Raw genomic sequence first — 23,172 nt, 5'->3', positions numbered from 1 at the left:
GTGATATTCCGGATACCACCAAAAACAACAAGCATATCAATTTAGATTTCATAATAACAAACGAGGATTACAGGCGTGGACAGATTTTATAATCGGCTGGTTTTTGTTTTTTGTGCACATAGGTCAACGATAACTCAAAACCTCCTTTGCTTTTCGAAGCGGCAGTGAGCGAAGAGATATTGAAATCGTAAGCCACCTTTACCACAAACTGGTCTTTCTTCACACCAACCGTTGCAATCATCGCATCTTTTGCACGGAAGATCACTCCGCCCAAAACGTAAGCTGCACTTCCTTTCATGAAATAACCTGCTTCGAGTGCGTAGGTTTGCTCGTGGAATTTCTTCTGGTTCATGATCAAAACCTTCGGGATGATGTAGAACAGCTCCGTAATGTTGATCCGCGATCCAAGGTGCGTGTACATACGCAATGGCAAACGGGTTTCGCTTCCGAAAAAGGATTCGTTCGGCTGGGTGAGGTTAAACAGGGAAACACCGATAAACGGGTTCAGTCTTGCCTGCGGCTTGGAGTAATAATACAAGGCACTCGCATTCAGCATCGGGATGAACTTGGATTGTGCGCCAAAATTTTCTCCTGAAACGATCGTCTGGTCGAATTCACCGCCATTGTTGAGCGTGTATTGATTATTGAATGAAAGCAACTGGTACTCGATCGATTTCTGTGTAACACCTCCCTGCAGACCGAAATTCACGATGTGCGTCTTTTTCCTGTCGAGTGGAACATAATACGCCGCAGAAAGCAAGCCCTGGAACACATTGAAATTTCCGGCTCCCGCCCTGAAGTTATTGATCTGCACTCCGAAGCCCCACTTCTTGATCGGCATGTCAAAACTCACCAACGCCGAAGTATAGGGTTTGTAGTTCACCGATTTCCACTGCGTGCGGTATTGTGCATGCACTCTGAAATCGCCCTCCACAACTCCCGTCAATGCAGGGTTTAAAAATAACGGAGCCGCATCATACATCGACAAATGCGCATCCTGTCCGTAAGACAAGCCAGTCAATAAAACGGCTAAAAAAGTCATTCTAAATCTCATAGCTTATCGAATTAACGTTACATCGCCAGATTCCCTGACAACAAAATTACTTCCCATATCTATCACAAAAGTCCAGGTATAGACTCCAACAGGAACTTGTTCGCCCTTGTAGGTTCCATCCCAGCCGATAGCGGCATCAGTCGATTCGAAAATGACCTGCCCCCAGTTATTATATATTTTAAAATTCACGTCTTTAAACGGTCCTCCACGAATGATAAACACATCGTTTTCGCCGTCTCCATTCGGTGTGAAGCCGCTTGGAAGTACCGGGAGAAGCGCAATCGAAATGGCTTTCGTTACCGTGTCCATGCAACCGATATCATCTGTAATCATCAGGGTAACGTAGTACACTCCTCCCGCATCGTAGCTGTGGTGTGTGATTTCCGTATTGTCTCCTTCTCCGTCACCGAAATTCCACTGCCAGGCAACAATATTTCCTGCTGTAACATCCGTGAAAGTGATATCCTGTTCGACCAAAGCAGGGTTCGGAGAAGCCGTAAACGATGCATTCGGAATAGCGTGTACATTGATCTGCTGAATCACCGTGTTGACACAGCCCATGTTTGAAACGGTTGTTAAACTCACATTGTAAGTTCCGCTTGCCGGGAACACAAAAGAAGTGTTGGGCTGGTTGCTGGAACCGATCCCGTTGAAATCATACGCATACGAATTGATCGTTCCGGAAGAAATGAAAGAGGTATTCGTAAAATTCGTCGGGTATGCTTCACAGGCAATCGAAGCATTGAAAGATGGTTGCGGCTGCGGGAAAACAGTAACCTGTTTCACGACCGTATCTGTACATCCGTTGCTTCCTGTCACCACCAACTGCACATTGAAGTTTCCGGCACTTGCATACGCGTGTTGCGGATTTTGCGCAATGGAATTCGTGTTGTCTCCAAACGACCACGACCAGGTAGACAGCGTACCGGTATTCGAAACCGAGGCATCTGCGAAAGGCATGTTGCTCGACTGACAGGTATTCACAAACGTAAAATCTGCATCCGGAATTTTGTTGAAAGTCACCACGATCGTGTCACGATCCGGAGGACAACCGAAATTGGAAGTCGAAGTCAGGATCAGGCTCACCTCCCCGTTCGCAACATCCCCGGTTGAAGGATCGTACATTCCGTTCAGGTAATTCGGACCCGGGATAAAGTTTCCGGTTCCGAGTGTTGACCATGTTCCTGTCGTATCTGCTCCTACCACGTGTCCGTCGAGCTGGATCAACTGGTTCTGACAATACACTTGATCGATTCCTGCATTTACCTGTGGCGGCGAAACAAAAATCACCCGCATGGAATCGTGTGCAATCGGGCAAATTCCGGTGGTCGACAACATCACATCGATGTACCCGTTGGAAACGTCTACCGGGGAAATGCTGTAGAAAGTCGACAAGTTAGACGGATTGGCAATCGTTCCGAACCCGGAAGTCGTCCATTGGGTAGAAAACCCTGCTGAAACCGTTCCCGTAAGGTTCAAAGACGTATTGCTTGAACAAATCGAATCCATGGAGGTGATGGTCACCACCGGGAAGTCAATGATTTGAATCTGCACACTATCCTGCACTGCCAAACAGTTTGCGTTGTTGGTCGATTGCAGATACAGGGTCACCAATCCGTTGGAAATATCATCTGTCGACAGGATATAGCTTCCTCCCAGGTTGGTCTGCGATGGTGAGAAACCACCCGTTCCGCCTGAAGACCACACTCCGGTAGTTGTTACCCCGGAAATTACTCCGTTCAAAGCCACATCGGTCGTATTGGAACATACCAACTGATCACCACCGGCATCAATAAAAGGAGGCTCGGTAAAGTAAATGACCAATGTATCGCGGCGATTCGGACATGCAAAGAAACTTCCCGCAGTGGTGTACACCAGCGCCACACTGTCCGCATTCAAATCTGCCGGCGACGGCGTGTAAGTCGTAGATGCCGAACCACTGTTCCCGAAAGCCCCTCCGTTTCCACCACTCCAGGTTGCAGCGGCTGCATACGAGAAAGCTCCCGAAATCGGGATGGCTCCTACATTGTTTTTACAAAACGAGTTATTCGGCCCGGCATTGACTTCCGGAGATTGAATGAAGTTCACCACCATAGTATCTCGCACCGGATCACAGTTTCCGGTAGAAGTCAATACAAATGTCAGTGTTCCCTGCGTGTAATCCGAAGCAGAAGGAACATATGAAGTCGATAAATCAGCCGCATTGGCAAAAGATCCTGCTCCGTTCAAGACAGACCACTGCCCTGTTGTTGTTCCTCCGTCAACCGAACCATTCAGCAAAACAGCAGGATCTCCGTTACAAAGTGTCGTGTCGTTCCCGGCTTTCACGTATACTTTCCGGTTGAAGGATGACATGTAATGATAATAACATCCGGAAGTAGAACCTCCGTTGATCACTCCCATCCCGAAATATTCACTTGAATTGGTCAGTAAGTTGGATGATCCCGCCGGAATGTTTGCCGTACTGAAATTAATCTGCGCTCCACTCCAGAAACCTCCGGTTCCGGGAACCGGTGAAAATGCCGATCCGGGTACGAGTGTTGTACTTCCGTTCAACTGAAAATTGTTGATCGCAGAAGTCGGACATAAAATATTGAGGATAAATGTCTGGGAATTCGTTCGGGTAAAGCTCACCTGGTTGGATCCCGCACAGTTGATCGGAGGCAGTAACGCTTCCCCCAATTCACATCCGAAACCACTCGCCTGCAATACATATACATTTTTGTCTGCATCTACATAAGCCAAAGGCTCAGCGGTAGTCAGTACATATTTCCAGGTATCTCCTTTATTCAACAACTGGGAAAAAGTCCCCAAAGCAGTTGTCACACTCACATTGGTAAAGTTTTCTGTTGCCACAACAAAGATTCCTTCATCTGAATTTGAAAACATATTTCCACGATTGACAATGTAATTGGTTCCAACTACTTCAACCGGAACGATCTGGTCTCCCATCAAATCCCGGCAGCCACCTCCTGAATTGGTTACAGAGTCATCCGAAACCGTAACGGCAATCGGTTTACTCGCCACCACGATGGTTCCTCCGAGATTGTTGCCTGCCGTATTGGTTGCCTGGGAGGTGTTTTCAACCGTATAAACCTGTCCTTTGTTGAGTGTAATGGAATAAGTGACTCCTGCAGGGTGTCCCACTACCGTTGCTTTCGGGGTAATCCAAACTGTGGTATTGTCTTCCGTTGCAACAATACAAATCATTGATTTCGGCTGAACGGGCGTATAACTTCCGTTTGCCCAGGAGGTCTGGAACGGGCACACAAATTCGGTTCCGACGGCATTCTGCCCTTTTAAAGAATACGTTTCCGGATTGTTGACATTGGTTACCACCTCATACACCACCGTGATCAGCGTGTCTGCTTCAATTTTAATCCCGTAATTCAATACGTTATCCGCAGGTTTCGATTCGAGGGTATTGACGATGGCTGACAAATCGTGAGAATTCAACGAGTTGGCAGGTACAACAAAGGTGGAATCATAGGTTCCGGCTGGCTGATACACCCGAACCGTTGTCGGTGCATTGAAGGTGGAAATGCGTAAAACCAGCGGCGTATTTCCGGCGTGGCTCGGTGTTACCCACGGAGCTGCAAACCAGAAAACAGAGTCAATCTGCGCTTTTCCCTCGAACGATCCGACGGTAAAAATCAGCGCTAGCAAGACTATTATTCGACGTAATTTCATAAGCTCTAAATTCATCGTACTAGTTATTATTCTTTTCCATATCCTTCTGGATATCTTCGAGAATACTATTATTCAATTTGTCATCTTCTTCTTCCAGCGAAGGCCTGTTCTTGGTAATGATGAAGGAAATTCCCACTTCATGAGACCCTGCACTGTACTTTCTTAATTTGGTGTAGCTGTAATCATACCCGTAAGTGATGCTTAAGCGGCTTTTCAGGCGGATTCCGAGGAAAATTCCCAGCGCGTCATTCGTTCGGAAATTCAACCCTCCGAAAAACTTGTCTTTGTAAGACAATTGAGTCATAACCGATAGCTGGGCAGGAACCGGTTTGGTATAGCGGAATAAAATTCCCGGACGCAACTCCCAGTCTTTCCTGATCAGGAACTTGTAAGAAGTCATCAGGGTATAGTGAAACTGCAGGTTCTGGTTATACGTGTTCAAATTCAGGTCTTTTCCGATCAGGTGGTCAATTCCCCCGCTGAATTCAAATTTGTCGCTGTAGAGACGGAAACCTGCATTCACATCAAACGCATTTCCGGAATACACATTCCCGGTAAAAATCGGGTCTCCTGCATCTGCTACAACGGCATCATACAAGCGAACCCGATACTGAACAAATCCAGGTCGGACACCCAATCCCAGCTTCCACTTCGTACTCATTTTGATCTGGTAGCCGTAGTTCAGGTAAATCCCGGTTTTGGTCAGCAGTCCGGTTTGTTCGGACAACAACTGAACTCCATAGCCGTGTTTTGCCCGGTTTTTATAGGAACCGTGAAAATTCAGGTAAAAATTGCGCGGTGCATCTTTGAATCCGACCCATTGGTTGCGGTTAAAGAAACTCACCTCGTGGTAATTCGTACTTCCCACATACGCCGGAGAATACTGCAGCGGGTTGGCAAATACATTGGTAAAAACACTTTGCTGCTGTCCAAAAGAAAGAAGGAACAGAACAACAAATAAACCTGTTAAAACGTATTTCTTATTCATCATTAATCTCTTTTTCTTAACACCATGAGTACTCCCTTGTAGATATCCGGACTGGCATTTGCATTCAGCTGAATAACGAACAGGTAATTCCCGTCCGGAACCGGTTCCCCGTTATACGTCCCATCCCAAGGTGTTTCGTAGCCATCCGATGTGAAGACTGTTTGTCCCCATTCGTTGTAGATTTCAACATGTGCATTCGGATATCCCAGTTTCAGGAAGTCTAGCTTCCAGACATCGTTCGAGCTGTCTCCGTTCGGAGAAATCACTGTCGGAATCAGGGTCGTGATCTCGGTAGTAACCGTATTAATAGAAATGAAGCGTACCGCACTGTCTGTACAGCCCAGCGCATTGGTTACCTGGAGCAGGATGTAATAATTTCCGTTGGAGTAATAAGTATGACTCGGATTCATGGAATTGGAACCTGAACCATCACCGAAATCCCAGGAATAGCTCACCGCATAATCCGACGTATCAATGAAATTGAAGATTGCCCCGATATTCATTCCACCATTGGAATTGTAGTAAAATCCGGCATCCGGAAGCGGATCAATCACCACCGGAAGGACGATCGTATCAGAACAACCACTCACCGTCGTTACGATGTGAGAAACAGTATAAGTTCCACCACTTGCAAACTGCTGACTCACATTCGCCATCGAAGCAGATCCCTGTCCTCCGAAATCGTAGAACCAGGAATTAATCGTTTCCGAACTGGTTGACGCATCCGTAAAAGTCACCGTCACCTGGTTATTCGGACAGGAGTTTACCGTAGTAAAATTAGCAGTCGGCTTGTTAAACACGGAAACGGAGATCGTCACGGTATCTTTACACCCGTTCGAGTTGCTCACAATCAATTCTACCGGGTAAGTTCCAGCCGTCGGGTACGTGTACGATGAATTTTGAGTTGTTGCAGTCTGAGTCCCCGTAAATTTCCACGACCAGTTGGTCAGGTTTCCGGAACCCGGGAGGGAGAAATCCGTAAATACGTTCGGCATTCCTTCACACACGCTCGTTCCGCTGAAATTCGCGAAAGGCGGTGCTACAAAATTGATCTGAATCGCATCCGACACAACGGTACATGTCCCGACATTCGTTGAAGTCAATGTCAACACGATGCTTCCGTTTGCCACTTCCGAAGCCGTTGGTTTGTACGTTGCATTCAACGTGGTATTGGACGGAGTAAAAAGTCCGGCTCCTCCGCTCCAGCTTCCGCCAAACGGCCCGGTAACACTTCCGTTCAATTGAACCAGGGTGTTGTTGGAACATTTCAGCTGATTCGGACCGGCATCCACTTTCGGTGCATCTGTGATCAACACATAAATACTGTCTTGCACCGGCAAACAATTTCCGTTCGAAGTTGATTCGAGGTAAATCCATACAAATCCTGCTGTTGTATCTGCAACACTCGGAATGTAGGTACAATTCAAGGAACTGTTGTTCGGTGAGAAAATCCCTGTACCACCAGAAAGCCACTTCCCTGTTGTTGTAGGTCCGCTTACTGTTCCGGATAATGAAACATTCGAGTTATTGGCACAAACAATCAGGGTGTCCGGTCCGGCCTGAACGGTTGCCGCAGGCGTAAATTGTACTTTCATGGTATCGGTTACCGTAGCACAGGAAACCGAGTTGGTCGAAGTCAGTACAAATTGCACTAATCCGGAAGCAAGGTCTGCGGCAGAAGGAATGTATTCGGCGTTCAATGTGGAAGCATTTGGCTGGAACACACCTGTTCCGCTACTGCTCCAAATTCCGGAAGTTGCTCCTCCGCTGACAATTCCATTTAATTGGATAATCGAGTTATTCTCACAAATGGATTGATCGGTATTGGCATTCACAATTGGTGCAGGAGTCACATCCAGGTACATCGTATCGCGTGCCGAAGGGCAAAAACCGGTACTGGAAAGAATAATACGGATCGGGCTGATCAGCGTATCCAGCGGACTCGGGATGTACACATTCGGAACGGAATTCAGTCCATTGAGGAACGAACCGTAACCGTTGCTCGACCACGATCCCGTTACGGCTCCACCTCCTACGCTTCCGCTCAGCGTGTAGCTCACATTGGCGCAAACCGTATCGTCTGCTCCTGCATGCGAATAGGCCGTAGCATAGAAGTCGGTTGTATAAGCATACATGGATCCGGTGTTTGTTCCGCCTCCGGACATGATTGCCATGGTGAAAATATCTGACTGGTTCGAGATCGTGTTGTGACTGTTGACCGGAACCTGTGCCGTATTGAAAAAGATTCTTGCTGCTTTGTATTGACCACTTGTTCCCGGAACATTCTGAAACATCCCGGCAGTAATCGCCCCGGCAGTTCCATTGAGCAGGAAGTTACCTTCATACCCGGCTCTGGTTACGAGAATCACTCCCAATGAATCCGAGCTGGAACGCGAGAAAGCCATTGTGTTGTTTCCTTTACAGTTCAAACTCGGAACCACTGCCGCATTCAATTCACAACCGAAAGCGGAAACGTGATAGACATAAACCGGTTTACTGGATTTGATGTACATCAGGTCACTGGTCATCGGAATTTCCAATGTTTCGCAGGAATTAATCAGCGTTGTAGAAGTAGAGACTCCCGTTACCTGGATGCTGGAACCGTTATCCGGAGCCAGTACATAGATGCGGTCGTTAGCAGATGTTCCCTTGTAAATGGCATAATCCGTTCCGATGGAAGGAGTCGGGATCAACTGATCGCCGATCATGTCTCCGCAGGTAGACTGCACCAATTGTCCGTCAAAAAGCGTCACCGCGACCGGCTTGTTGGCTGAAACGATCGAACCTGCAAGCGATGTAGCTGCTGAAACGTTCACATCACGTGCACTGTAGGTCTGCCCGGCATTCAAAACCACTGAAAAAGAGGCATTCGCTGCGTGTCCGGTAATGGCTGTCCTCGGCGTGATCAATACAGTGGTATTGTTCATTGTGGCAACGATTTCAATCCCCGAATAGGTTGTGGGGGAAGTGACCGCGTTGTTCCAAAACTTCTGAAACGGCGTGTAGAAATTCGTTCCCAATGCTTTGGAACCTTTCAAACTGAAACTCTCTTTGTTGTTGGGTGCGTTGACCTCGTAAATCGCGTTGATTTTCCCGGTTGAGGAAATTTTCAATCCGTTATTCGCAGCTACGTTTGCCCCAGGGCTTTCGATCTGAGCCACCAGGGTACTCAGGTTGAGACTATCGCTGGAAAAAGCTGGCATCGTCAACGTGAGCGGAACGAATGCGCCATTGGCAGGCTGGGTTACGGTAATGGTTGCCGGCTGATCATACGATTGAAAGCGGAGCATGAGCGGCGTTTGTCCGACACCAGCAGAAACATCAGGTGCTGCGAACCAAAAAACGGTATCTCTTTGAGCAGCGGTATCTAGTGATGACGTCAAAAAATACGCCACCAGGGTAAGTTGTAGAAATCTGAACATCTTTAAAACTATCTCAGTTTTGAGGTGCAAAGATAGCTCTAAAGGAAAGATTAGGTGGCATAAACAAGAAAATGAAACATACTATTCACTCAATGAAAATTGTTTTTTACAAATAAAAATCAGTAAGTTACATTTTTAACTGGCCTGTGAAAATGCGGAAATCCAAAACTAACAGAGCCGTTTGAACTAATCCTGGTTATGGTACGGAGGAAGTTCCAAATTTAATTTTGCGGCACGGTCATGCAACACAATGCTTCCGGTTACGGCAACGTTGAGAGAAGAATTTCCGGGAAGCTTGATGACTTTCCGGCATTTCTGCAATACGTGTTCCGGTAAGCCCTGATCTTCAGAACCTAAAAGGTAAATTGCCCGTTTGGGATGATTAAACTCGTGCAGAAACTCCGCATCATCTGTTAACTCTACTGCAATCAGGTGGCAGTCATAGGGAATATTCTCGCACAAATCTTCCAGTGTATCATAATGAAAATACGGAATCCGTGCCCAGGTTCTCGTGACATCTGAGGCCTGTTTTTTGTAGCGTTTCCCCACCGTAAAAATGTAGGAAGCTCCCAAGATATAAGCTGATCTCCAAAGCGTTCCGATGTTGTGTTCTGTTTTTGCATTGAACACGCCGATTGCACAATACCCGTGAATATTTTTAGTCTTCATCCTTCAAGATAAGCGGTTTATCGTTCATCAGTGCCGTGCCGACATGGAAAATAGCATCTCCTTTATTGACAAGCGGTGCTTCATTCGTACAGATAATAAATCCTTTCGCTGTGGATTTGATCTTTCGTTCCGTTGAGCCGTAAGGATCACTGACATACCCAAGTAAATCTCCTTTTTCTACGTATTGTCCGTTCTGAACTGCTGCGTGAAAAACACCTGAAAGCGGAGCTCTCATCCAGCGGGAAGATTTGATAATGACCGGTTCCCTCTCTGCCTGATCCAGCTTGAAATTCTTCATATGGAAGTGATTCAGAATGCGCTGAATTCCAAGTAGTCCTTCTTCCACAATCGTTTCGTCAATGGAATTGGTTTTCCCACCCTCGAAAAGCAGGATCTTTTTCCCCATTTTGTTTAATGCCTCGCGAACCGATTTAGAAATATATCCCGAATGCACGATGAAAGGCGGACTAAATACGCGTGCCAGCTCCATACTGATGGGATCGGAAAGCAGGCAGCGGATTTGAGCAATGTTTGAACGCTGTGCCGAACCGGTGTGAAAATCAATCACGATATCTACGTTCGGTGCAATCTGGTTCATAAACTGATAAGCAAACTGGCTGGCCAGCGAGCCATTTTTCGACCCGGGAAAACTGCGGTTGAGGTCTCTCCCGTCGGGCAATTCCCGTTTTAAGTTGAGATACCCGAAAATATTGAATACCGGAAGACATACAATCGTTCCTGCAATGGGCTTGTTCCACTTCTTGCGGATCACGCGGCGGATAATTTCCATCCCGTTGATCTCGTCTCCATGCATTCCGGCCATCAGGAGTACAACCGGACCGTCTTTCAACGATCTTTCCACGAACACCGGCACCTGAACCGGCGTGTGCGTATGCAGCCTGGCTACATCCATGCTCAATTCCACGCTTTCTCCTGGTAGAATCTCTTTTCCAAGTATGTAGAACTTTCGGGTCATTTTATTTCATTTTAGACTTGTCAGATCTGCCGTTCATCCGAACATTCGCTTTCTACTCTCATCCAAAAGTAAAAAGTTTCAATGGGTTGAAAAGATTCAATTCAGAATCACCGGATTTTCTTACAACAACTATTTTAGTACGTTCTTCTCGATAAAAGCAATAATTTTTCCGGCGATATCTACCCCGGTAGCACGTTCGATTCCCTCCAGTCCGGGAGAAGAATTGACTTCCAGTACCAAAGGCCCACGGGAAGACTGAAGTAAATCCACTCCAGCAACTCCCAGCCCCACTGCTTCAGCAGCCTTGATTGCCGTCCGTTTTTCCTCTTCGGTCAGTTCCATAATGGTTGCCGTTCCTCCGCGGTGCAGGTTCGAACGGAACTCCCCTTCTTTTCCCTGACGCTTCATGGCTCCAACCACTTCCCCGTCTACTACAAATGCGCGAATATCTGCTCCCTTTGCTTCTTTGATGAATTCCTGAACGATGACGCGGGCTTTTAATCCGTTGAATGCTTCCAGTACCGATTGCGCCGCATTTTGGTTTTCAGCCAGTACGACTCCCAATCCCTGAGTTCCTTCCAGTAGTTTCAATACAACCGGCGCTCCTCCTGCGGATTCAACTACGTGCTCTACATTCCGGGAGTAGTTCGTAAAGACGGTTTTCGGCAAACCGATTCCTTCTTTCGACAGTACCTGCAGACAACGCAGTTTGTCTCTCGAATGCACGATTCCGCGGGAGCTGTTCACTGAAAAGACATTCATCATTTCAAACTGGCGCACAACAGCCGTTCCATAAAACGTTACCGAAGCTCCTACCCTTGGAATCACCGCATCAAACTCTTCGAGGTAACCGGATCCATAAAACAATGAGGGGCCTTTTTGTTCGATTTCGATATTACAGCGCAAATGATCGATCACGTGGGCTTCATGACCGTGTTTTTCCGCTGCCTCCACCAAACGGCGGGTTGAATAGAGCTGCGGATTGCGTGATAAAATAGCAATTTTCATTCTCAGTTTATTGAAAGGCTCGTCCCTTTCCTTCGGTATCAATTAGTATTTTCGTATTTATAGGAGCAATTCGTCTTAGAAGTATCTATGAGGAAGCGTTTGTTCAGTAAGCGCCTGCCCAAAAGAATGGGGTTTCGTAAGCCCGTCCGTTCCGTCAGCGAAAATACGGTTTCATATGTTTCACCGAACAAGCGGATCGTACCTTTAACAAAAAATCGTTCCTGGGCGATTCCATTGGAGCTTTTCACGACCTTTACCTTAAAGGAATCAAAAACCACTTCTTTCCCTGTATAACCGGAGATTGAAGGATCGAGGAATACTACCCGGAGCTGTTCTTTTTCTCCGAATTCAATGATTTCGATCGATTCGCAATGCATCGAGCTGGAATAGGCTCCGGAGTCAATTTTAACCGGCACATGCTCTAATTCAAATCCCGGGAAAGACACCAGATCCTTTCTTCCGATTATTTTCTTATTCGCTGATTCCATTTTTTCGCGGTATCTTTGTAAACGAAGTTAGTATTTGAACGGTCGAATTTAGAAAAATGTTTTGTCCTGAAGCTTCGCCGGAATTGAAAAATGAATTTCGGGCAGGAGGAAGCTTCAATGAAGGTTTGATCCTGAGTATGTTGTCATTTCGAATTTCTATCCTTGTTCAATGAGCTGAAAGGGTATAAAAGTTAAATAGCCCTTTTGTTAAACCTTTTGAACCATGGAACTTTTTGAAACATGTAATGAACGTCATTTTCAGGATAAGACTTTATATATAAAGAGGAAATAAAAACCGGAAAACTGCTTCAAATAAAAAAAAGTTAAGGGTTTTATCATAAATTGAAAAATTATTCCTAATATTGCACCCCCAATTACGGGATATAGTGAAAGAAAATTAGAGTCATGGATTTTATCAGAGAGCTTCAAAAAGAACTAGTAGAATTAAAAGAATTCCCAGCTTTCGGTGCTGGAGATACAGTTACTGTATCTTACAAAATTAAAGAAGGAAACAAAGAGCGTATTCAGCAGTTCCAGGGTGTTGTTTTGCAACGTCGCGGATCAGGTTCAACTGAAACGTTTACAGTTCGCAAAATGTCAGGAAACGTAGGTGTTGAACGTATCTTCCCTATTTCTTCTCCTTTCATTGATTCAATTACAGTGAACAAGCGTGGAGCTGTTCGTCGTGCACGTATCTTCTACTTCCGTGGTCTTACCGGAAAAGCGGCACGTATCAAAGAAAAAAGAAGCTTCTCTCACTAAGCCGAAGATTTATCTCGATATACGATCCCGACCTCGCTTTGCGAACGTCGGGATTTTTTTGTGCCCGACTTTTTTGTTGGCACTAACTTTGTGAAGCTTCACCCCATGAAAAAAGCACTCTTCCTCGCTCCTGCCCTTGTTTTGATCCAGGCATGCAGCGGACAAACCGATCCCCCAGTCAAAACACCGGCATCTCAACAGGAAACTACTTCCGCTCAACAAACAAATCCCATACAGGATTTATACAATCACTACAAAGACCACAAGGAAGCGAGTATTTCATCGGGAACGGTCAGCAACGGAAGTTTGAAAAATGGCCGCTTGTTTCCGTTTAAAGGAACAAACTTCATTTATTTCGATTCGACCAGCTACCTCGACAAACATGCTTTTGTACACCAGAAGGTTTACGAAACGGTTTTGAAAACCTATGAGCGGTTTGAACAAATTGAGCCGTCCTTCGAATTCGGACTCATGGAATGTTCCAAAGAAAACGGCGGAAAAATCTGGCCTCACCGGACGCATCAGAATGGACTGAGTGTTGATTTCATGTCACCGATGCTGAAAAACGGGGTTTCTACGATGGATTTCAACCGGCTGGGACTCCCGCATTACCTGATGGATTTCAATGAAAATGGCGTGTATACGGAAGATTCCTCCTATGCAATCGATTTCAATTTAATCGCTCACCATTTGCTGGTTCTGAACGAGGAAGCCAAAAAGCACGGATTGAAAATCAACAAAGTAATCCTGAAAATTGCCCTGAAGGATGAACTGTTTGCTACGGAATACGGTCAGAAACTCAAAACCAGCGGGATTTACTTCGCAACGCAACTCAGTGATTTGATTGACAGCCTGCACGACGATCATTATCATGTGGATTTTACGATTGCAGACTGATTCAATCAACCTGTCATTCATCCACCTGAATTGAGCCGTTTTCCTTATCTTTACAGTCGTAAAAATAAACTACTCAAAAAAATACAATTACTACATGCAACCTAAAATCCCTTTCCATTTTGATCTGGAAACTGCCGACCCCGACGATTCGATGACCCTTGCTATTTTGGCTACACACCCGAAAGTGCACCTCGTGAGTGTTTCCGTACACCCGGGCGGGACTGACCAAATCGGAATGATACGCCATCTCCTGAGAATCCTCGACAGACCAGACATCCGGATTGGAGCAGGAACTCCCAAATCGATTGCAAAACGTGTTTCTGGCTTTCACAGCGACTGGATTGGAGTATTTGAGCATTCCGAAGCGGATGATACTGCTGCAAATATCATGGCTGAAACACTGCGCAAGCATCCCGATTGTACCTTACTTACGGGAGCCGCTCTCACCAATCCGCATGCGTTTTATGAGGCTACCGGAACGTTCTTTGAACGTTGGTTCTGCCAGGGCGGGTTTGCCGGCGATAATATTGTACCAAAGGAACACCGCCTCGAAAAATTTGACGGAAAGATCACCTGTCCCACTTTTAACCTGAACGGAAATCCGCTTGCAGCTGAGGCTTTGCTTGCCATTCCGATGACTGAAAGGCGGTTGATCAGCAAAAATGTCTGTCACGGTGCCATCTTCACCAAAGTTGATGCCGCATTGCTTGTTCCCTTCAGAAATCAAAACAAGGGATTGGATTTGTTCCTGAAAGCGGTCGACCTGAAAGAAAAAGCGCTGCACGATACAGTTGCTGGATTATTAGCGATTGATGCTTCCAAAGCCTTGTGGGCAGAAGTGATTCCGTATCGGAAAAGTGGTGGCTGGGGCTGTATGGAAGCAGAAAAACACCCGGAAAAGCAGTCTTCTTTGATTACGACTTACATTCCGGATTTAAAAGCTCTTTGGATGGTGATGAAGCCGGATTAGTTTCGCATCCAGCTGAATTTCTTTCATGGAAAAACAAGAACCAATTAGATAACTAGCTGACCTTGGGCGTAATATTGCGGAATTACGTCCGGGTTTGCAAACGAAGGAGTATTCGCCTCCAAATACTCTTTCAACACAACCAAACATCCTTGCTTCTATCCCTCTATTTCTTTGTCAACTGCCCGCGCCTCCCGTAAACCAATCGGTAAAAAGGAATCATAATCCCGGTTTTCGTCAGGAAGAAAAACAGCACACAATACACCGTACTGGAAAGAATCACCGCAAAACAGATCGATTGAATAATCACCCCGTCCGGATGTCCCTGCTGAACAGGCAATGTTGCTATTACCGCAGCTCCGAGCCCTTTAGGAATCATAAACGACATCACCGCCCGGTCCAGAACCGGAGTATCGGAAGAAATGACCAGTTTGACTACCAGGATGCGTACCATATACACAATAAACGTAATAAGCGCACCCCATAAGAGCCAGTCGATGCGGTTAATCCGAATGCTGATTCCGATGAACACAAAGAAGAAAGTTCGCAGTAAAAACACGATTTCGCTAAAAAATACCCGCTCGGCTTCCGGCAGAATAATGCGCTGGTTCGGGATGATCTTCCGGAGAATTTTCGGTTCGAAATAGCTCAGATTACCGATCGCAATCCCGAAGGTCAAAGCTGTCAAAGGCCCGCTGTAGTTGAGGTATTCGGAAAGACCGTAGATCAAGAATAAAAAAGCCGGGGTAGAAAACTTCGTTGCCTTCAGCGTGGGGACTTTGTTAAGAATAAAGGCCCAGAACAAAGCTCCCATAATTCCGAAAACCACTGCCAGTACCAATGACGTAATAAATTGGGAAACCAGTGTTTTGACCGAGAAATCGCCTGAAACCATCAATCCGAGGATCGCCAGCGGAATGGCCAGCGTGAACACGTCTGTTTCTGCCGATTCGATAATGAGCGTAGTGGCTGTTTTCGGTTGCACGTCCACTTTTTTCACCAAGCCAACCACGACAGCAGAAGAAGTTCCTCCCAGTGCCGACCCGATAAACAAACTACTCACCCAGGAAAGATGAAAAATCTGCATACACAGGATCATGATTGTAATCGACGTAAAAACAAAACCGATGGCCGTAATTCCTGCTGATTCTTTGAACGATTTCCGCACTTCCGAAATTTTCAGATCTGTTCCGCTTTCGAAAAGGATGAAAATCAACACAAAATTACTGAACAAGGAACCAAATTTCCCGAAAGATTCCGGGTTAACAATGTGAAAGACAGGCCCCAGAAGAATTCCGAGAAACATCAAACCCAATACATCCGGGATACTTCTGCGTTCGAAAACACCACTTAAAAAATGGCCGCAAAAAATAAAAAATCCGATAACGATAATGATCACTGATGTCTCCATATACTCTTGTTTTTGGTTAAAAACTTCGCTTTTGAAGTCAGGTGTCTCTGAAAAATAGGCGTTTTCATTTACCGGGGAAAAGAATAAACCTTAAAAAACGCTGTTTATTAACCCTTTTTATCATTCGTTTCGCCGGAACTTCGATATTACAGGATCGGTTTTGATGAAAACAGTATATCCGCAGAAGAAGCTTCCAATTTGACCGCGCATCATTTATCAATGTAGAATAAAGAAGTAAACGTTGTGAGGTGAAAACGGGATTCGGTTTATGGAAATACTCCATTGGAAACCTGGGCGTAATATTGCGGAATTACGCCCACGAACGTCAAAAGCAACCGTTTTTCAACCGATTAACCCCTTAAACCAGCAAATAATCCTTTCTACTTGATCAATTTATAAACCGAATTCTTTCCGTCATCTGATATACAGGTCACAAAATATACTCCTGTGCTCCATTTTTCAGTATCCAGAATAATTTCGTTCTCTTGCGTATTCAACATCCGTATTTTTTTACCCTGGGCATCTGTTATCTCCACCGTGATTCCATTCGGCAAGTGATTTTCAATAACCAGTTTCCCGGAAAACGGATTCGGATAAACGGTTACGTAATCAGTCAAATCATGTTCAGTAACAGCCAGCGACTCGATCAGTACCTGCTGCACAATCGTATCGGAACAACCGAATGCATCCGTAACAATCAACTGTACGGAATAGGTTCCGTTTGAAGCGTATGCATGAACCGGATTCTCCTGGGACGAACTGACTCCGTCACCAAAATTCCACAGAAACGTTTCTCCATTCACAGATGAACTGGTGAATGACATTTCTCCCACAGTGATGAGCGCACTGGAGAATGAAGCAACAACGGGATCCCTGTAGCTCACATGAAACCACAAAGTATCACTGGCACAAAACACCTCGTTAAATTCAACAACAGCCACATCATAATCTCCCGACTGGGAAAACGAAAGCGATAATTGCTGCGAATGATTATCAACCACATTCAAGGCATTGGCCGTATTGTAATACCACTTATAATACGAAGCATCATTCCCGTCGACCTCCAGGTTCAGCACTTCTCCAAAACACAATTCGACGTTGTCATTTGAAATCCTGACCGGGTTGGGTTTCGTCATCCGGTACAAAAAAGCCCGCGTTCTCGGTAGAAGGGTGTCATACCAAAATGAATTTGGCGGATTGCTGGCATTAAAGGTTCCGTTATCGCTTCCGTCGAGCATGTGCAAGTTACCTTCTGAAGTGTAAAACTCATAATCCAACCCCACAGATGCTGCCCTGATTGAAACCGGCCAGCCGCCATAGGTCTGTGGCAAAGTCGCCAATCCAAACGGATGACCGTAATCAAACGGAACCGTCGGATCATTTTCACCATGCATGATCATTAAGGGAATATCTCCTGCAACAATAATGGTTGTGTCCTGCACCGCTCCCCAATAATCCAGGATCGCCCGCACTTTGGAAGAATGCGCATAGTTATTTCCGGCGCAGTTCAAACATCCCAGGTCGTTTACCGTTCCGCCGCCATAAGTACTTGCGGGCCGTTCACTTTCCAAATCCATATACGCAACGTGCAAGGCCACATATCCGCCGGCAGACATTCCCCCGAAATAAATATAGTTCGTATCAATTCCGTACAACGAAGCGTTTTGCTTAAAATAACGCACTGCCGCTTTCCCATCCTGGATTCCCCTGTAAACCGCACGCTCTGCACTCTCATTATCCAACGGATTAAACCCTTTGCGGTACTCGATCGTGGCAGTTACATACCCCAGCCGACCAAGCGAATCACACAGTGCAACCATATCGCTTACGTCTTTCGCCCCGTTTAGAAATCCCCCGGAATGAGCCAAAATGACCAAAGGCCGTTTGGTAATCACATCTCCCACCGGTTGATAAACGTCAAGCAGCAGGTTTTCATTCCAGTACGGCCAAATCCACTGAGGAGCTGCTCCATACTGCACATTCAGCTGTGAAGTAGTTCCTGAGAAAATTTGCTCCCTGTAGCGAAGCTCATTGTATTGTTGTGAAAAACAAATATGAAGCGTTAGGAACAACGCTCCGAGTAGTAGTATCGGTTTTTTCATACCAGTAGTTTGTTAGTTTATAGCAGGATTAATTTATTAAAAAAATGATCATTAAATGACCAACATCCGTATTTTAACACTTCCCCTGTCAGTTCGAACCCGGATTTTGATTTCTATTCTGCCCTGCCGGTTACTTAGACATCTCAGATTTTTCAGCCACCAATCGGAATTGAAGCATTTTTTACCGGACGGCTCTTTTCATTGACGGCATTTTTTTAAGTATCTTAGCCTAAATTCTTGGGTCATGAAAATAGTACTATTCTCTTCGATTCTGGCGGTAGCTGCCGGAAAAGGTTGCAGCAAAGCAGATTGTACCGAAAAGGTAAAGGAAGATTGCGTATGCACCATGCAATACGATCCGGTTTGCGGATGCAATCAGAAAACGTATTCAAACGCCTGCACTGCTCAGTGCCATGGAATTACAAAATACGTCAAGGGAGAATGCCCAAACAAATGAAAAATTGAGAATTGAAAATGTACAAGGAAAAACCTTTTCAATTCTACATCTTAAATTATCAATTATAAACAAATGACTGACTTACAAATCGTACAAGCGTATTACGACGCGTTTAATGCACGCAACTGGAATGAAATGCTGGTACTTGTCGATGAGAACATCAAACACGAACCCAATCAGGGAACTCCGCGAATCGGGAAAAAACTGTTTACCGACTTCATGCAGCACATGGATGAAAGCTACTCGGAAACCCTCAAAGACATCGTTTTGTTTTCTTCGGCAACTGAAGGTCGTATTGCTGCGGAATTTGTAGTTCACGGAACATACAAAAAAGCAGAAGAAGGTCTTCCACCGGCTCACGGACAAAGCTACATTCTTCCGGCAGCGGCTTTCCTGGAAGTTCAGAACGGAAAAATTACCCGCGTTACCACTTACTACAACCTGGAGTTGTGGATTGAACTGGTTTCCAAATAACCGTGGATCAACTCATTTACAAACTGGCAAACGGGGAAGAAATTAGTTCCTTCATTCCACAACTGGGACAACTCCGGATGTCTGTATTCTATGATTTTCCTTATTTGTATGAGGGCAACCTGGAATACGAACAACATTACCTGCAGATCTACACACGGAATCCGCTGAGTATTGCGTTTGGCGTATTTGACGGAGACCGGCTTATCGGTGCCACCACCGGAATGCCTTTGACTGCAGAAGACGAAGCTATTCAAAAGCCGTTCAAAGAACGAAGATTGAACCTGGATGAGATTTTCTATTTCGGAGAAAGTATTCTCCTACCGGAATACAGAGGAATGGGGCTGGGACACCAATTCTTTGATGTGCGTGAAGAACACGCCTTGAAAAACGGGTTTCGAACCACCACCTTCTGCTCGGTGGTAAGGCCCGAAGATCATCCCTTAAAACCTCAGGATCACCGTCCGAATGATGTCTTCTGGACGAAACGCGGATATGTGAAACAAGATTTTAGCTGCACCATGTCGTGGCTCGACAGAAATGAAACGGAAGAAACGGAAAAAGAACTGATTTTTTGGCAAAAAGAATGGAAGTAACGATTGCGTTGGCTCAATATCCGATTACGGAGCACCGGTCACTCGAAGATTGGAAAAATCATACGGAAAAATGGATCATAGAAGCCGTTTCATCCGGCGCGCAAGTCCTCACCTTTCCCGAATACGGAAGCATGGAACTAACTGCCTTGTTTCCACAAGCTGTTCGTGAAGATTTGAAACTGCAGATTGCTCATTTGCAGGATTTTTTGCCATTTTTCATAGAAACATTTCAGCAATTTGCACGGCAATACAACTGCGTAATCGTTGCTCCGAGTTTCCCGGTTGATCTGGGAGAAAAAACGGTTAATCGCTGCTTCGTATTCAGTAAGACGGAGTATTCCTGGCAGGACAAGCATTTTATGACCCGTTTCGAAGACGAATCCTGGGGAATCGCTTCTTCCGACGGAGCTTTACGCCTGTTCGATACTGCTTTCGGGAAATTCGGCGTCCAAATCTGTTTCGATATTGAGTTCCCGCTGGGAGGACAACTCCTGGCAGAAGCCGGCGCTCAGTTTATGTTGGTTCCCTCCTGTACCGAAACGCTCAAAGGTGCTACACGTGTGCACATTGGTGCGCGGGCAAGGGCCATGGAACAACAATATTACACGGCAGTTTCCCAAACCGTGGGCGATGCGCTCTGGTCTCCGGCAGTTGACATCAATTACGGATATACAGCAATCTACTCCTCTCCCGACGGTGATTTCCAGGACGAAGGAATCCTTGCATTGACGGAAGCACAACTCCCCGGCTGGCTGATTCACAAACTGGATCTCTCCAAAAACGAAACGATCCGGGAAAATGGCCAGGTGCTGAACTTCAAACACAGCCAGCGGCTGGAAATGAACGACGGAATTTGCAAGGTAGAAGTGGTTTCGCTGAAGGAAGCCGTACTAAATTCATCGCTTCAGAACGTCTAGTTTACGATCAGTAATGAGCATCTAACAGATCAAAATTGTGTGAACCACCCCGAAGAAATACTCGATATTCCTGAGAAACCTGAGATTGATTTCTCTGCATTGATCCGCTGGTGGGAAACAAGGAGAATTCTATATAACATTATCCTGATTGCCTGTGAAATACTCCTGATCGAACTCATTCCAAACGGGGTATTGAGGTGGGGCTTTTCAAAGGTAATTCTGTTTTCTGTTGCTTTTACCCTTTGCGCCAATGCCTGTTATACACTTGGTTTCGGAAGTACGATCTTACGCCTGTATTATTCACGGAAAACTGACATACAATCAAATTTGAGATTATTGTCCTTTATCCTGGGGCTTATCTTTTCGATATTTATTACTTTCATCCTGTTCGGGAAATTTCTCGACGTAGAAGAAATCTAAAATCACACCACATGGCAATCATTCTCTTCTTATTAATTCCCGTTTCAGGCATTGCTTTGTTGTTCGTCAAAGACGTGAATAAAACACGGAAAATCACCTTGAATATCCTTTTAATTTTAAATACCATACTATTTCTGCTTCCCTTAATGCTGGCCTATTCCAACACACCTTCGAGAGAAAGTATGTGGAATGAAAATACCGGCGGAGGCGCTGCCTTGTGGTTGTATATTCTTATTTTCCCACTTACAGGGATTTTTCAGTTGGTATTGTTTATCCTGAAACTGGTATACGCTTCCAAATCCTAATACCATGCCGCTCAAACAACTTAAACGATATCCACTGATTATTGTTCTGTTTTTGCAAAGCTGTACTCAGAACGGTTCATCTAAACCAGCTTCAAACAGCAAAACAAATAGTCAACACATTGAAATTCAAGCACTAGTAGATTTAAACAATTCAACTAAACTGTTGAACTATCTGTATGGAAGTAATCAATTCGATGCTAAAAACAGAATTCTTTGGAAACCTGCTTCCGGAAAAAGCCGGAATCTTGATTTGATCCCCGTTTCATATGATTCCTTTATTCATACCGAAGTTGATACCGTATTGTTTTTCCGAAACTCAAACGGAAACGAATCTGCAGTTGTTATACTTGCCAATCCTAACATACAACTGGATCGGAATACTGAAATCATCACAGGAAGTCATTTTGAAGGTGTATCACTTGGCGTTGCCTTATTCACAAAACACAAAGATCAATGGAGACTTTACGGTTTTCAAAAACACCTGATTAATCTGGGATATTTCGGAGAATACAGAACAGGACGTGAAGATCAGGGACACATTTATCTGAGAAAACTTGGAAACAACTGGACTGCTCTTTGCTTCCAACAGGGAATTGGTGGTAATACCGGGGATTTTTCCGGTAAAGAGATTTGGTATTCTATTGAGAAAAACGCTCCGGAATTCGAGTACGAGGAAGAGCCCAATGAAATCAACCAATACGATTATACTGCTTTAAGACAGATTTTCAATTATACCTACTCGCACAACTATTATTTCCCGGATTTGGACAACCAAAATGTTATTAAAATCAACCTCAGTACATTGAAAACAAAGTCTCCCCTCTATGATTTAAAACTGGATGTTGAAAAATCGAACTACCATGTTGAAACCAATAAACTCAATACTTTTTCGAAAAAGAGTATCTACTTTGAGTTCTCTAAACAATTACATTTGTTTGTCCGGAAATAAATCGAATAACTAATCACTCATTACCTTCAACAATCAAAACATGAAAAAACGCATTCAAAAACACATCAATAAAGAGGAATATGTCAAAATCTACATTTGTGACAAAGATGGAACCTCTATCACCAATTTTAACGGTTACATTCATGAACAGGATAAAAACTTCTTGCTGATGTCTACCGATTATGACTTCTTTTATAATGGAACAGTGGTAATCCGGAAAGAAGACATTTCTGAAATCAAACGAACCGAAAATGAACAATTTATCCAGAAAATCATGGAAAAAGAAGGTTTAAAGAACGTGATTTTTGAACGAAACAAATCCCTGAATTTTCACCTGGACAGCTACGAGAACATGTTTCAAACCATCCGGGAAATGCAGATCCCGGTTATCATCGAAGCGCTCTATGGGAATGACGACCGTTTTCAAATCGGGCCGGTGGCATCATGTAACAACAAACACGTTAAAATCAACTATTTCAACGCACGCGGGGAATACGATCTGAAACCGGTCTCCTGTAAATACAAAGAGATTACTCATTTTACAATCGATTCCAAATACGCCCTGTTGTATTACAAATACAGTAAATTCATCGATTAAAAAATATCCCGGGAAATCGTTCGTT

At 44.9% G+C, this 23,172-nt stretch carries 21 protein-coding genes; 11 read left to right on the top strand and 10 right to left on the bottom strand.

Going from position 1 to position 23,172, the window contains the following annotated elements; genetic code table 11:
* Positions 1 to 67: 67 nt before the first annotated feature.
* From ABDV94_RS01695 to ABDV94_RS01660, 8 genes are all read right to left on the bottom strand, one after another.
* Positions 68 to 1,054 carry a PorP/SprF family type IX secretion system membrane protein gene (locus tag ABDV94_RS01695; protein WP_343604221.1) on the bottom strand — a complete coding sequence of 329 codons (987 nt, stop codon included), beginning with the start codon at positions 1,052 to 1,054 and terminating at the stop codon, positions 68 to 70.
* A gap of 3 nt (positions 1,055 to 1,057) precedes the next feature.
* Complete coding sequence (locus tag ABDV94_RS01690) at positions 1,058 to 4,744, bottom strand: PKD domain-containing protein (protein WP_343604219.1); 3,687 nt, start codon at positions 4,742 to 4,744, stop codon at positions 1,058 to 1,060.
* 19 nt (positions 4,745 to 4,763) lie between these two features.
* On the bottom strand, positions 4,764 to 5,735 hold the full coding sequence (locus ABDV94_RS01685; RefSeq protein WP_343604217.1) for a type IX secretion system membrane protein PorP/SprF: 972 nt from the start codon (positions 5,733 to 5,735) through the stop codon (positions 4,764 to 4,766).
* The gene (locus tag ABDV94_RS01680; protein ID WP_343604215.1) at positions 5,735 to 9,154 is read right to left on the bottom strand and encodes a PKD domain-containing protein; all 3,420 of its coding nucleotides are present in this window, start codon (positions 9,152 to 9,154) and stop codon (positions 5,735 to 5,737) included. The genes ABDV94_RS01685 and ABDV94_RS01680 overlap by 1 nt, the downstream gene beginning before the upstream one ends.
* 186 nt (positions 9,155 to 9,340) lie before the next feature.
* Positions 9,341 to 9,823 carry an RNA methyltransferase gene (locus tag ABDV94_RS01675; protein WP_343604213.1) on the bottom strand — a complete coding sequence of 161 codons (483 nt, stop codon included), beginning with the start codon at positions 9,821 to 9,823 and terminating at the stop codon, positions 9,341 to 9,343.
* On the bottom strand, positions 9,813 to 10,799 hold the full coding sequence (locus ABDV94_RS01670) for a succinylglutamate desuccinylase/aspartoacylase family protein (RefSeq protein WP_343604212.1): 987 nt from the start codon (positions 10,797 to 10,799) through the stop codon (positions 9,813 to 9,815). Before ABDV94_RS01670 ends, ABDV94_RS01675 begins: the two co-directional genes overlap by 11 nt.
* A 129-nt stretch (positions 10,800 to 10,928) precedes the next feature.
* Complete coding sequence (gene rimK, locus ABDV94_RS01665; RefSeq protein WP_343604210.1) at positions 10,929 to 11,807, bottom strand: 30S ribosomal protein S6--L-glutamate ligase; 879 nt, start codon at positions 11,805 to 11,807, stop codon at positions 10,929 to 10,931.
* 38 nt (positions 11,808 to 11,845) lie between these two features.
* Positions 11,846 to 12,295, bottom strand: a complete 450-nt coding sequence (locus tag ABDV94_RS01660; protein WP_343604209.1) for a RimK/LysX family protein — start codon at positions 12,293 to 12,295, stop codon at positions 11,846 to 11,848.
* 405 nt (positions 12,296 to 12,700) lie between these two features.
* Here ABDV94_RS01660 and rplS point away from each other — a divergent pair, with 405 nt between their 5' ends.
* The 3 genes from rplS to ABDV94_RS01645 all read left to right on the top strand — a co-directional run bounded on the left by rplS (position 12,701) and on the right by ABDV94_RS01645 (position 14,924).
* Positions 12,701 to 13,057: a 50S ribosomal protein L19 gene (rplS, locus tag ABDV94_RS01655; protein ID WP_343604208.1), complete on the top strand. Its 357-nt coding sequence runs from the start codon at positions 12,701 to 12,703 to the stop codon at positions 13,055 to 13,057.
* A gap of 105 nt (positions 13,058 to 13,162) precedes the next feature.
* Positions 13,163 to 13,954, top strand: coding sequence for a hypothetical protein (locus ABDV94_RS01650; RefSeq protein ID WP_343604206.1), 792 nt, complete (start codon positions 13,163 to 13,165; stop codon positions 13,952 to 13,954).
* A gap of 94 nt (positions 13,955 to 14,048) precedes the next feature.
* Positions 14,049 to 14,924: a nucleoside hydrolase gene (locus tag ABDV94_RS01645; protein WP_343604204.1), complete on the top strand. Its 876-nt coding sequence runs from the start codon at positions 14,049 to 14,051 to the stop codon at positions 14,922 to 14,924.
* A gap of 163 nt (positions 14,925 to 15,087) precedes the next feature.
* Here the strand turns inward: ABDV94_RS01645 and ABDV94_RS01640 are convergent, their stop codons facing one another.
* Complete coding sequence (locus ABDV94_RS01640; RefSeq protein WP_343604202.1) at positions 15,088 to 16,332, bottom strand: cation:proton antiporter; 1,245 nt, start codon at positions 16,330 to 16,332, stop codon at positions 15,088 to 15,090.
* Between the two features lie 380 nt (positions 16,333 to 16,712).
* Positions 16,713 to 18,434, bottom strand: coding sequence for a PKD domain-containing protein (locus ABDV94_RS01635; protein ID WP_343604200.1), 1,722 nt, complete (start codon positions 18,432 to 18,434; stop codon positions 16,713 to 16,715).
* Positions 18,435 to 18,678: 244 nt separating this feature from the next.
* On the opposite strand from ABDV94_RS01635, the gene ABDV94_RS01630 reads away from it, so the two are divergent.
* The 8 genes from ABDV94_RS01630 to ABDV94_RS01595 all read left to right on the top strand — a co-directional run bounded on the left by ABDV94_RS01630 (position 18,679) and on the right by ABDV94_RS01595 (position 23,147).
* A complete protein-coding gene (locus ABDV94_RS01630; RefSeq protein ID WP_343604198.1) occupies positions 18,679 to 18,891 on the top strand; it encodes a Kazal-type serine protease inhibitor in 213 nt (70 codons plus the stop codon).
* 72 nt (positions 18,892 to 18,963) lie between these two features.
* A complete protein-coding gene (locus tag ABDV94_RS01625; protein WP_343604196.1) occupies positions 18,964 to 19,365 on the top strand; it encodes a ketosteroid isomerase-related protein in 402 nt (133 codons plus the stop codon).
* Between the two features lie 2 nt (positions 19,366 to 19,367).
* Positions 19,368 to 19,958 carry a GNAT family N-acetyltransferase gene (locus ABDV94_RS01620; RefSeq protein WP_343604194.1) on the top strand — a complete coding sequence of 197 codons (591 nt, stop codon included), beginning with the start codon at positions 19,368 to 19,370 and terminating at the stop codon, positions 19,956 to 19,958.
* Positions 19,949 to 20,875 carry a carbon-nitrogen hydrolase family protein gene (locus tag ABDV94_RS01615; RefSeq protein WP_343604192.1) on the top strand — a complete coding sequence of 309 codons (927 nt, stop codon included), beginning with the start codon at positions 19,949 to 19,951 and terminating at the stop codon, positions 20,873 to 20,875. The genes ABDV94_RS01620 and ABDV94_RS01615 overlap by 10 nt, the downstream gene beginning before the upstream one ends.
* Positions 20,876 to 20,914: 39 nt before the next feature.
* On the top strand, positions 20,915 to 21,295 hold the full coding sequence (locus ABDV94_RS01610; protein ID WP_343604190.1) for a hypothetical protein: 381 nt from the start codon (positions 20,915 to 20,917) through the stop codon (positions 21,293 to 21,295).
* Between the two features lie 11 nt (positions 21,296 to 21,306).
* Positions 21,307 to 21,600, top strand: coding sequence for a hypothetical protein (locus ABDV94_RS01605; protein WP_343604188.1), 294 nt, complete (start codon positions 21,307 to 21,309; stop codon positions 21,598 to 21,600).
* Positions 21,601 to 21,763: 163 nt separating this feature from the next.
* Positions 21,764 to 22,549 carry a hypothetical protein gene (locus ABDV94_RS01600; protein ID WP_343604186.1) on the top strand — a complete coding sequence of 262 codons (786 nt, stop codon included), beginning with the start codon at positions 21,764 to 21,766 and terminating at the stop codon, positions 22,547 to 22,549.
* 40 nt (positions 22,550 to 22,589) lie between these two features.
* On the top strand, positions 22,590 to 23,147 hold the full coding sequence (locus tag ABDV94_RS01595) for a hypothetical protein (RefSeq protein ID WP_343604184.1): 558 nt from the start codon (positions 22,590 to 22,592) through the stop codon (positions 23,145 to 23,147).
* Positions 23,148 to 23,172 lie beyond the last annotated feature (25 nt).

Source organism: Fluviicola sp. (assembly GCF_039596355.1).
Classification (GTDB): Bacteria; Bacteroidota; Bacteroidia; order Flavobacteriales_D; family Crocinitomicaceae; genus Fluviicola.
The sequence above is the reverse complement of the archived record's forward strand: the minus strand, read 5'-3'. Positions and strand labels throughout refer to the sequence as shown.

Coding starts and splice junctions, on each gene's coding strand:
- ABDV94_RS01615 (WP_343604192.1), top strand. CDS start 19,949: ATGGAAGTAACGATTGCGTTGGCTCAATATCCGATTACGGAGCACCGG.
- ABDV94_RS01670 (WP_343604212.1), bottom strand. CDS start 10,799: ATGACCCGAAAGTTCTACATACTTGGAAAAGAGATTCTACCAGGAGAA.
- rplS (WP_343604208.1), top strand. CDS start 12,701: ATGGATTTTATCAGAGAGCTTCAAAAAGAACTAGTAGAATTAAAAGAA.
- ABDV94_RS01695 (WP_343604221.1), bottom strand. CDS start 1,054: ATGAGATTTAGAATGACTTTTTTAGCCGTTTTATTGACTGGCTTGTCT.
- ABDV94_RS01645 (WP_343604204.1), top strand. CDS start 14,049: ATGCAACCTAAAATCCCTTTCCATTTTGATCTGGAAACTGCCGACCCC.
- ABDV94_RS01625 (WP_343604196.1), top strand. CDS start 18,964: ATGACTGACTTACAAATCGTACAAGCGTATTACGACGCGTTTAATGCA.
- ABDV94_RS01680 (WP_343604215.1), bottom strand. CDS start 9,154: ATGTTCAGATTTCTACAACTTACCCTGGTGGCGTATTTTTTGACGTCA.
- ABDV94_RS01640 (WP_343604202.1), bottom strand. CDS start 16,332: ATGGAGACATCAGTGATCATTATCGTTATCGGATTTTTTATTTTTTGC.
- ABDV94_RS01650 (WP_343604206.1), top strand. CDS start 13,163: ATGAAAAAAGCACTCTTCCTCGCTCCTGCCCTTGTTTTGATCCAGGCA.
- rimK (WP_343604210.1), bottom strand. CDS start 11,807: ATGAAAATTGCTATTTTATCACGCAATCCGCAGCTCTATTCAACCCGC.
- ABDV94_RS01635 (WP_343604200.1), bottom strand. CDS start 18,434: ATGAAAAAACCGATACTACTACTCGGAGCGTTGTTCCTAACGCTTCAT.
- ABDV94_RS01685 (WP_343604217.1), bottom strand. CDS start 5,735: ATGATGAATAAGAAATACGTTTTAACAGGTTTATTTGTTGTTCTGTTC.
- ABDV94_RS01675 (WP_343604213.1), bottom strand. CDS start 9,823: ATGAAGACTAAAAATATTCACGGGTATTGTGCAATCGGCGTGTTCAAT.
- ABDV94_RS01605 (WP_343604188.1), top strand. CDS start 21,307: ATGGCAATCATTCTCTTCTTATTAATTCCCGTTTCAGGCATTGCTTTG.
- ABDV94_RS01630 (WP_343604198.1), top strand. CDS start 18,679: ATGAAAATAGTACTATTCTCTTCGATTCTGGCGGTAGCTGCCGGAAAA.
- ABDV94_RS01660 (WP_343604209.1), bottom strand. CDS start 12,295: ATGGAATCAGCGAATAAGAAAATAATCGGAAGAAAGGATCTGGTGTCT.
- ABDV94_RS01595 (WP_343604184.1), top strand. CDS start 22,590: ATGAAAAAACGCATTCAAAAACACATCAATAAAGAGGAATATGTCAAA.
- ABDV94_RS01690 (WP_343604219.1), bottom strand. CDS start 4,744: ATGAAATTACGTCGAATAATAGTCTTGCTAGCGCTGATTTTTACCGTC.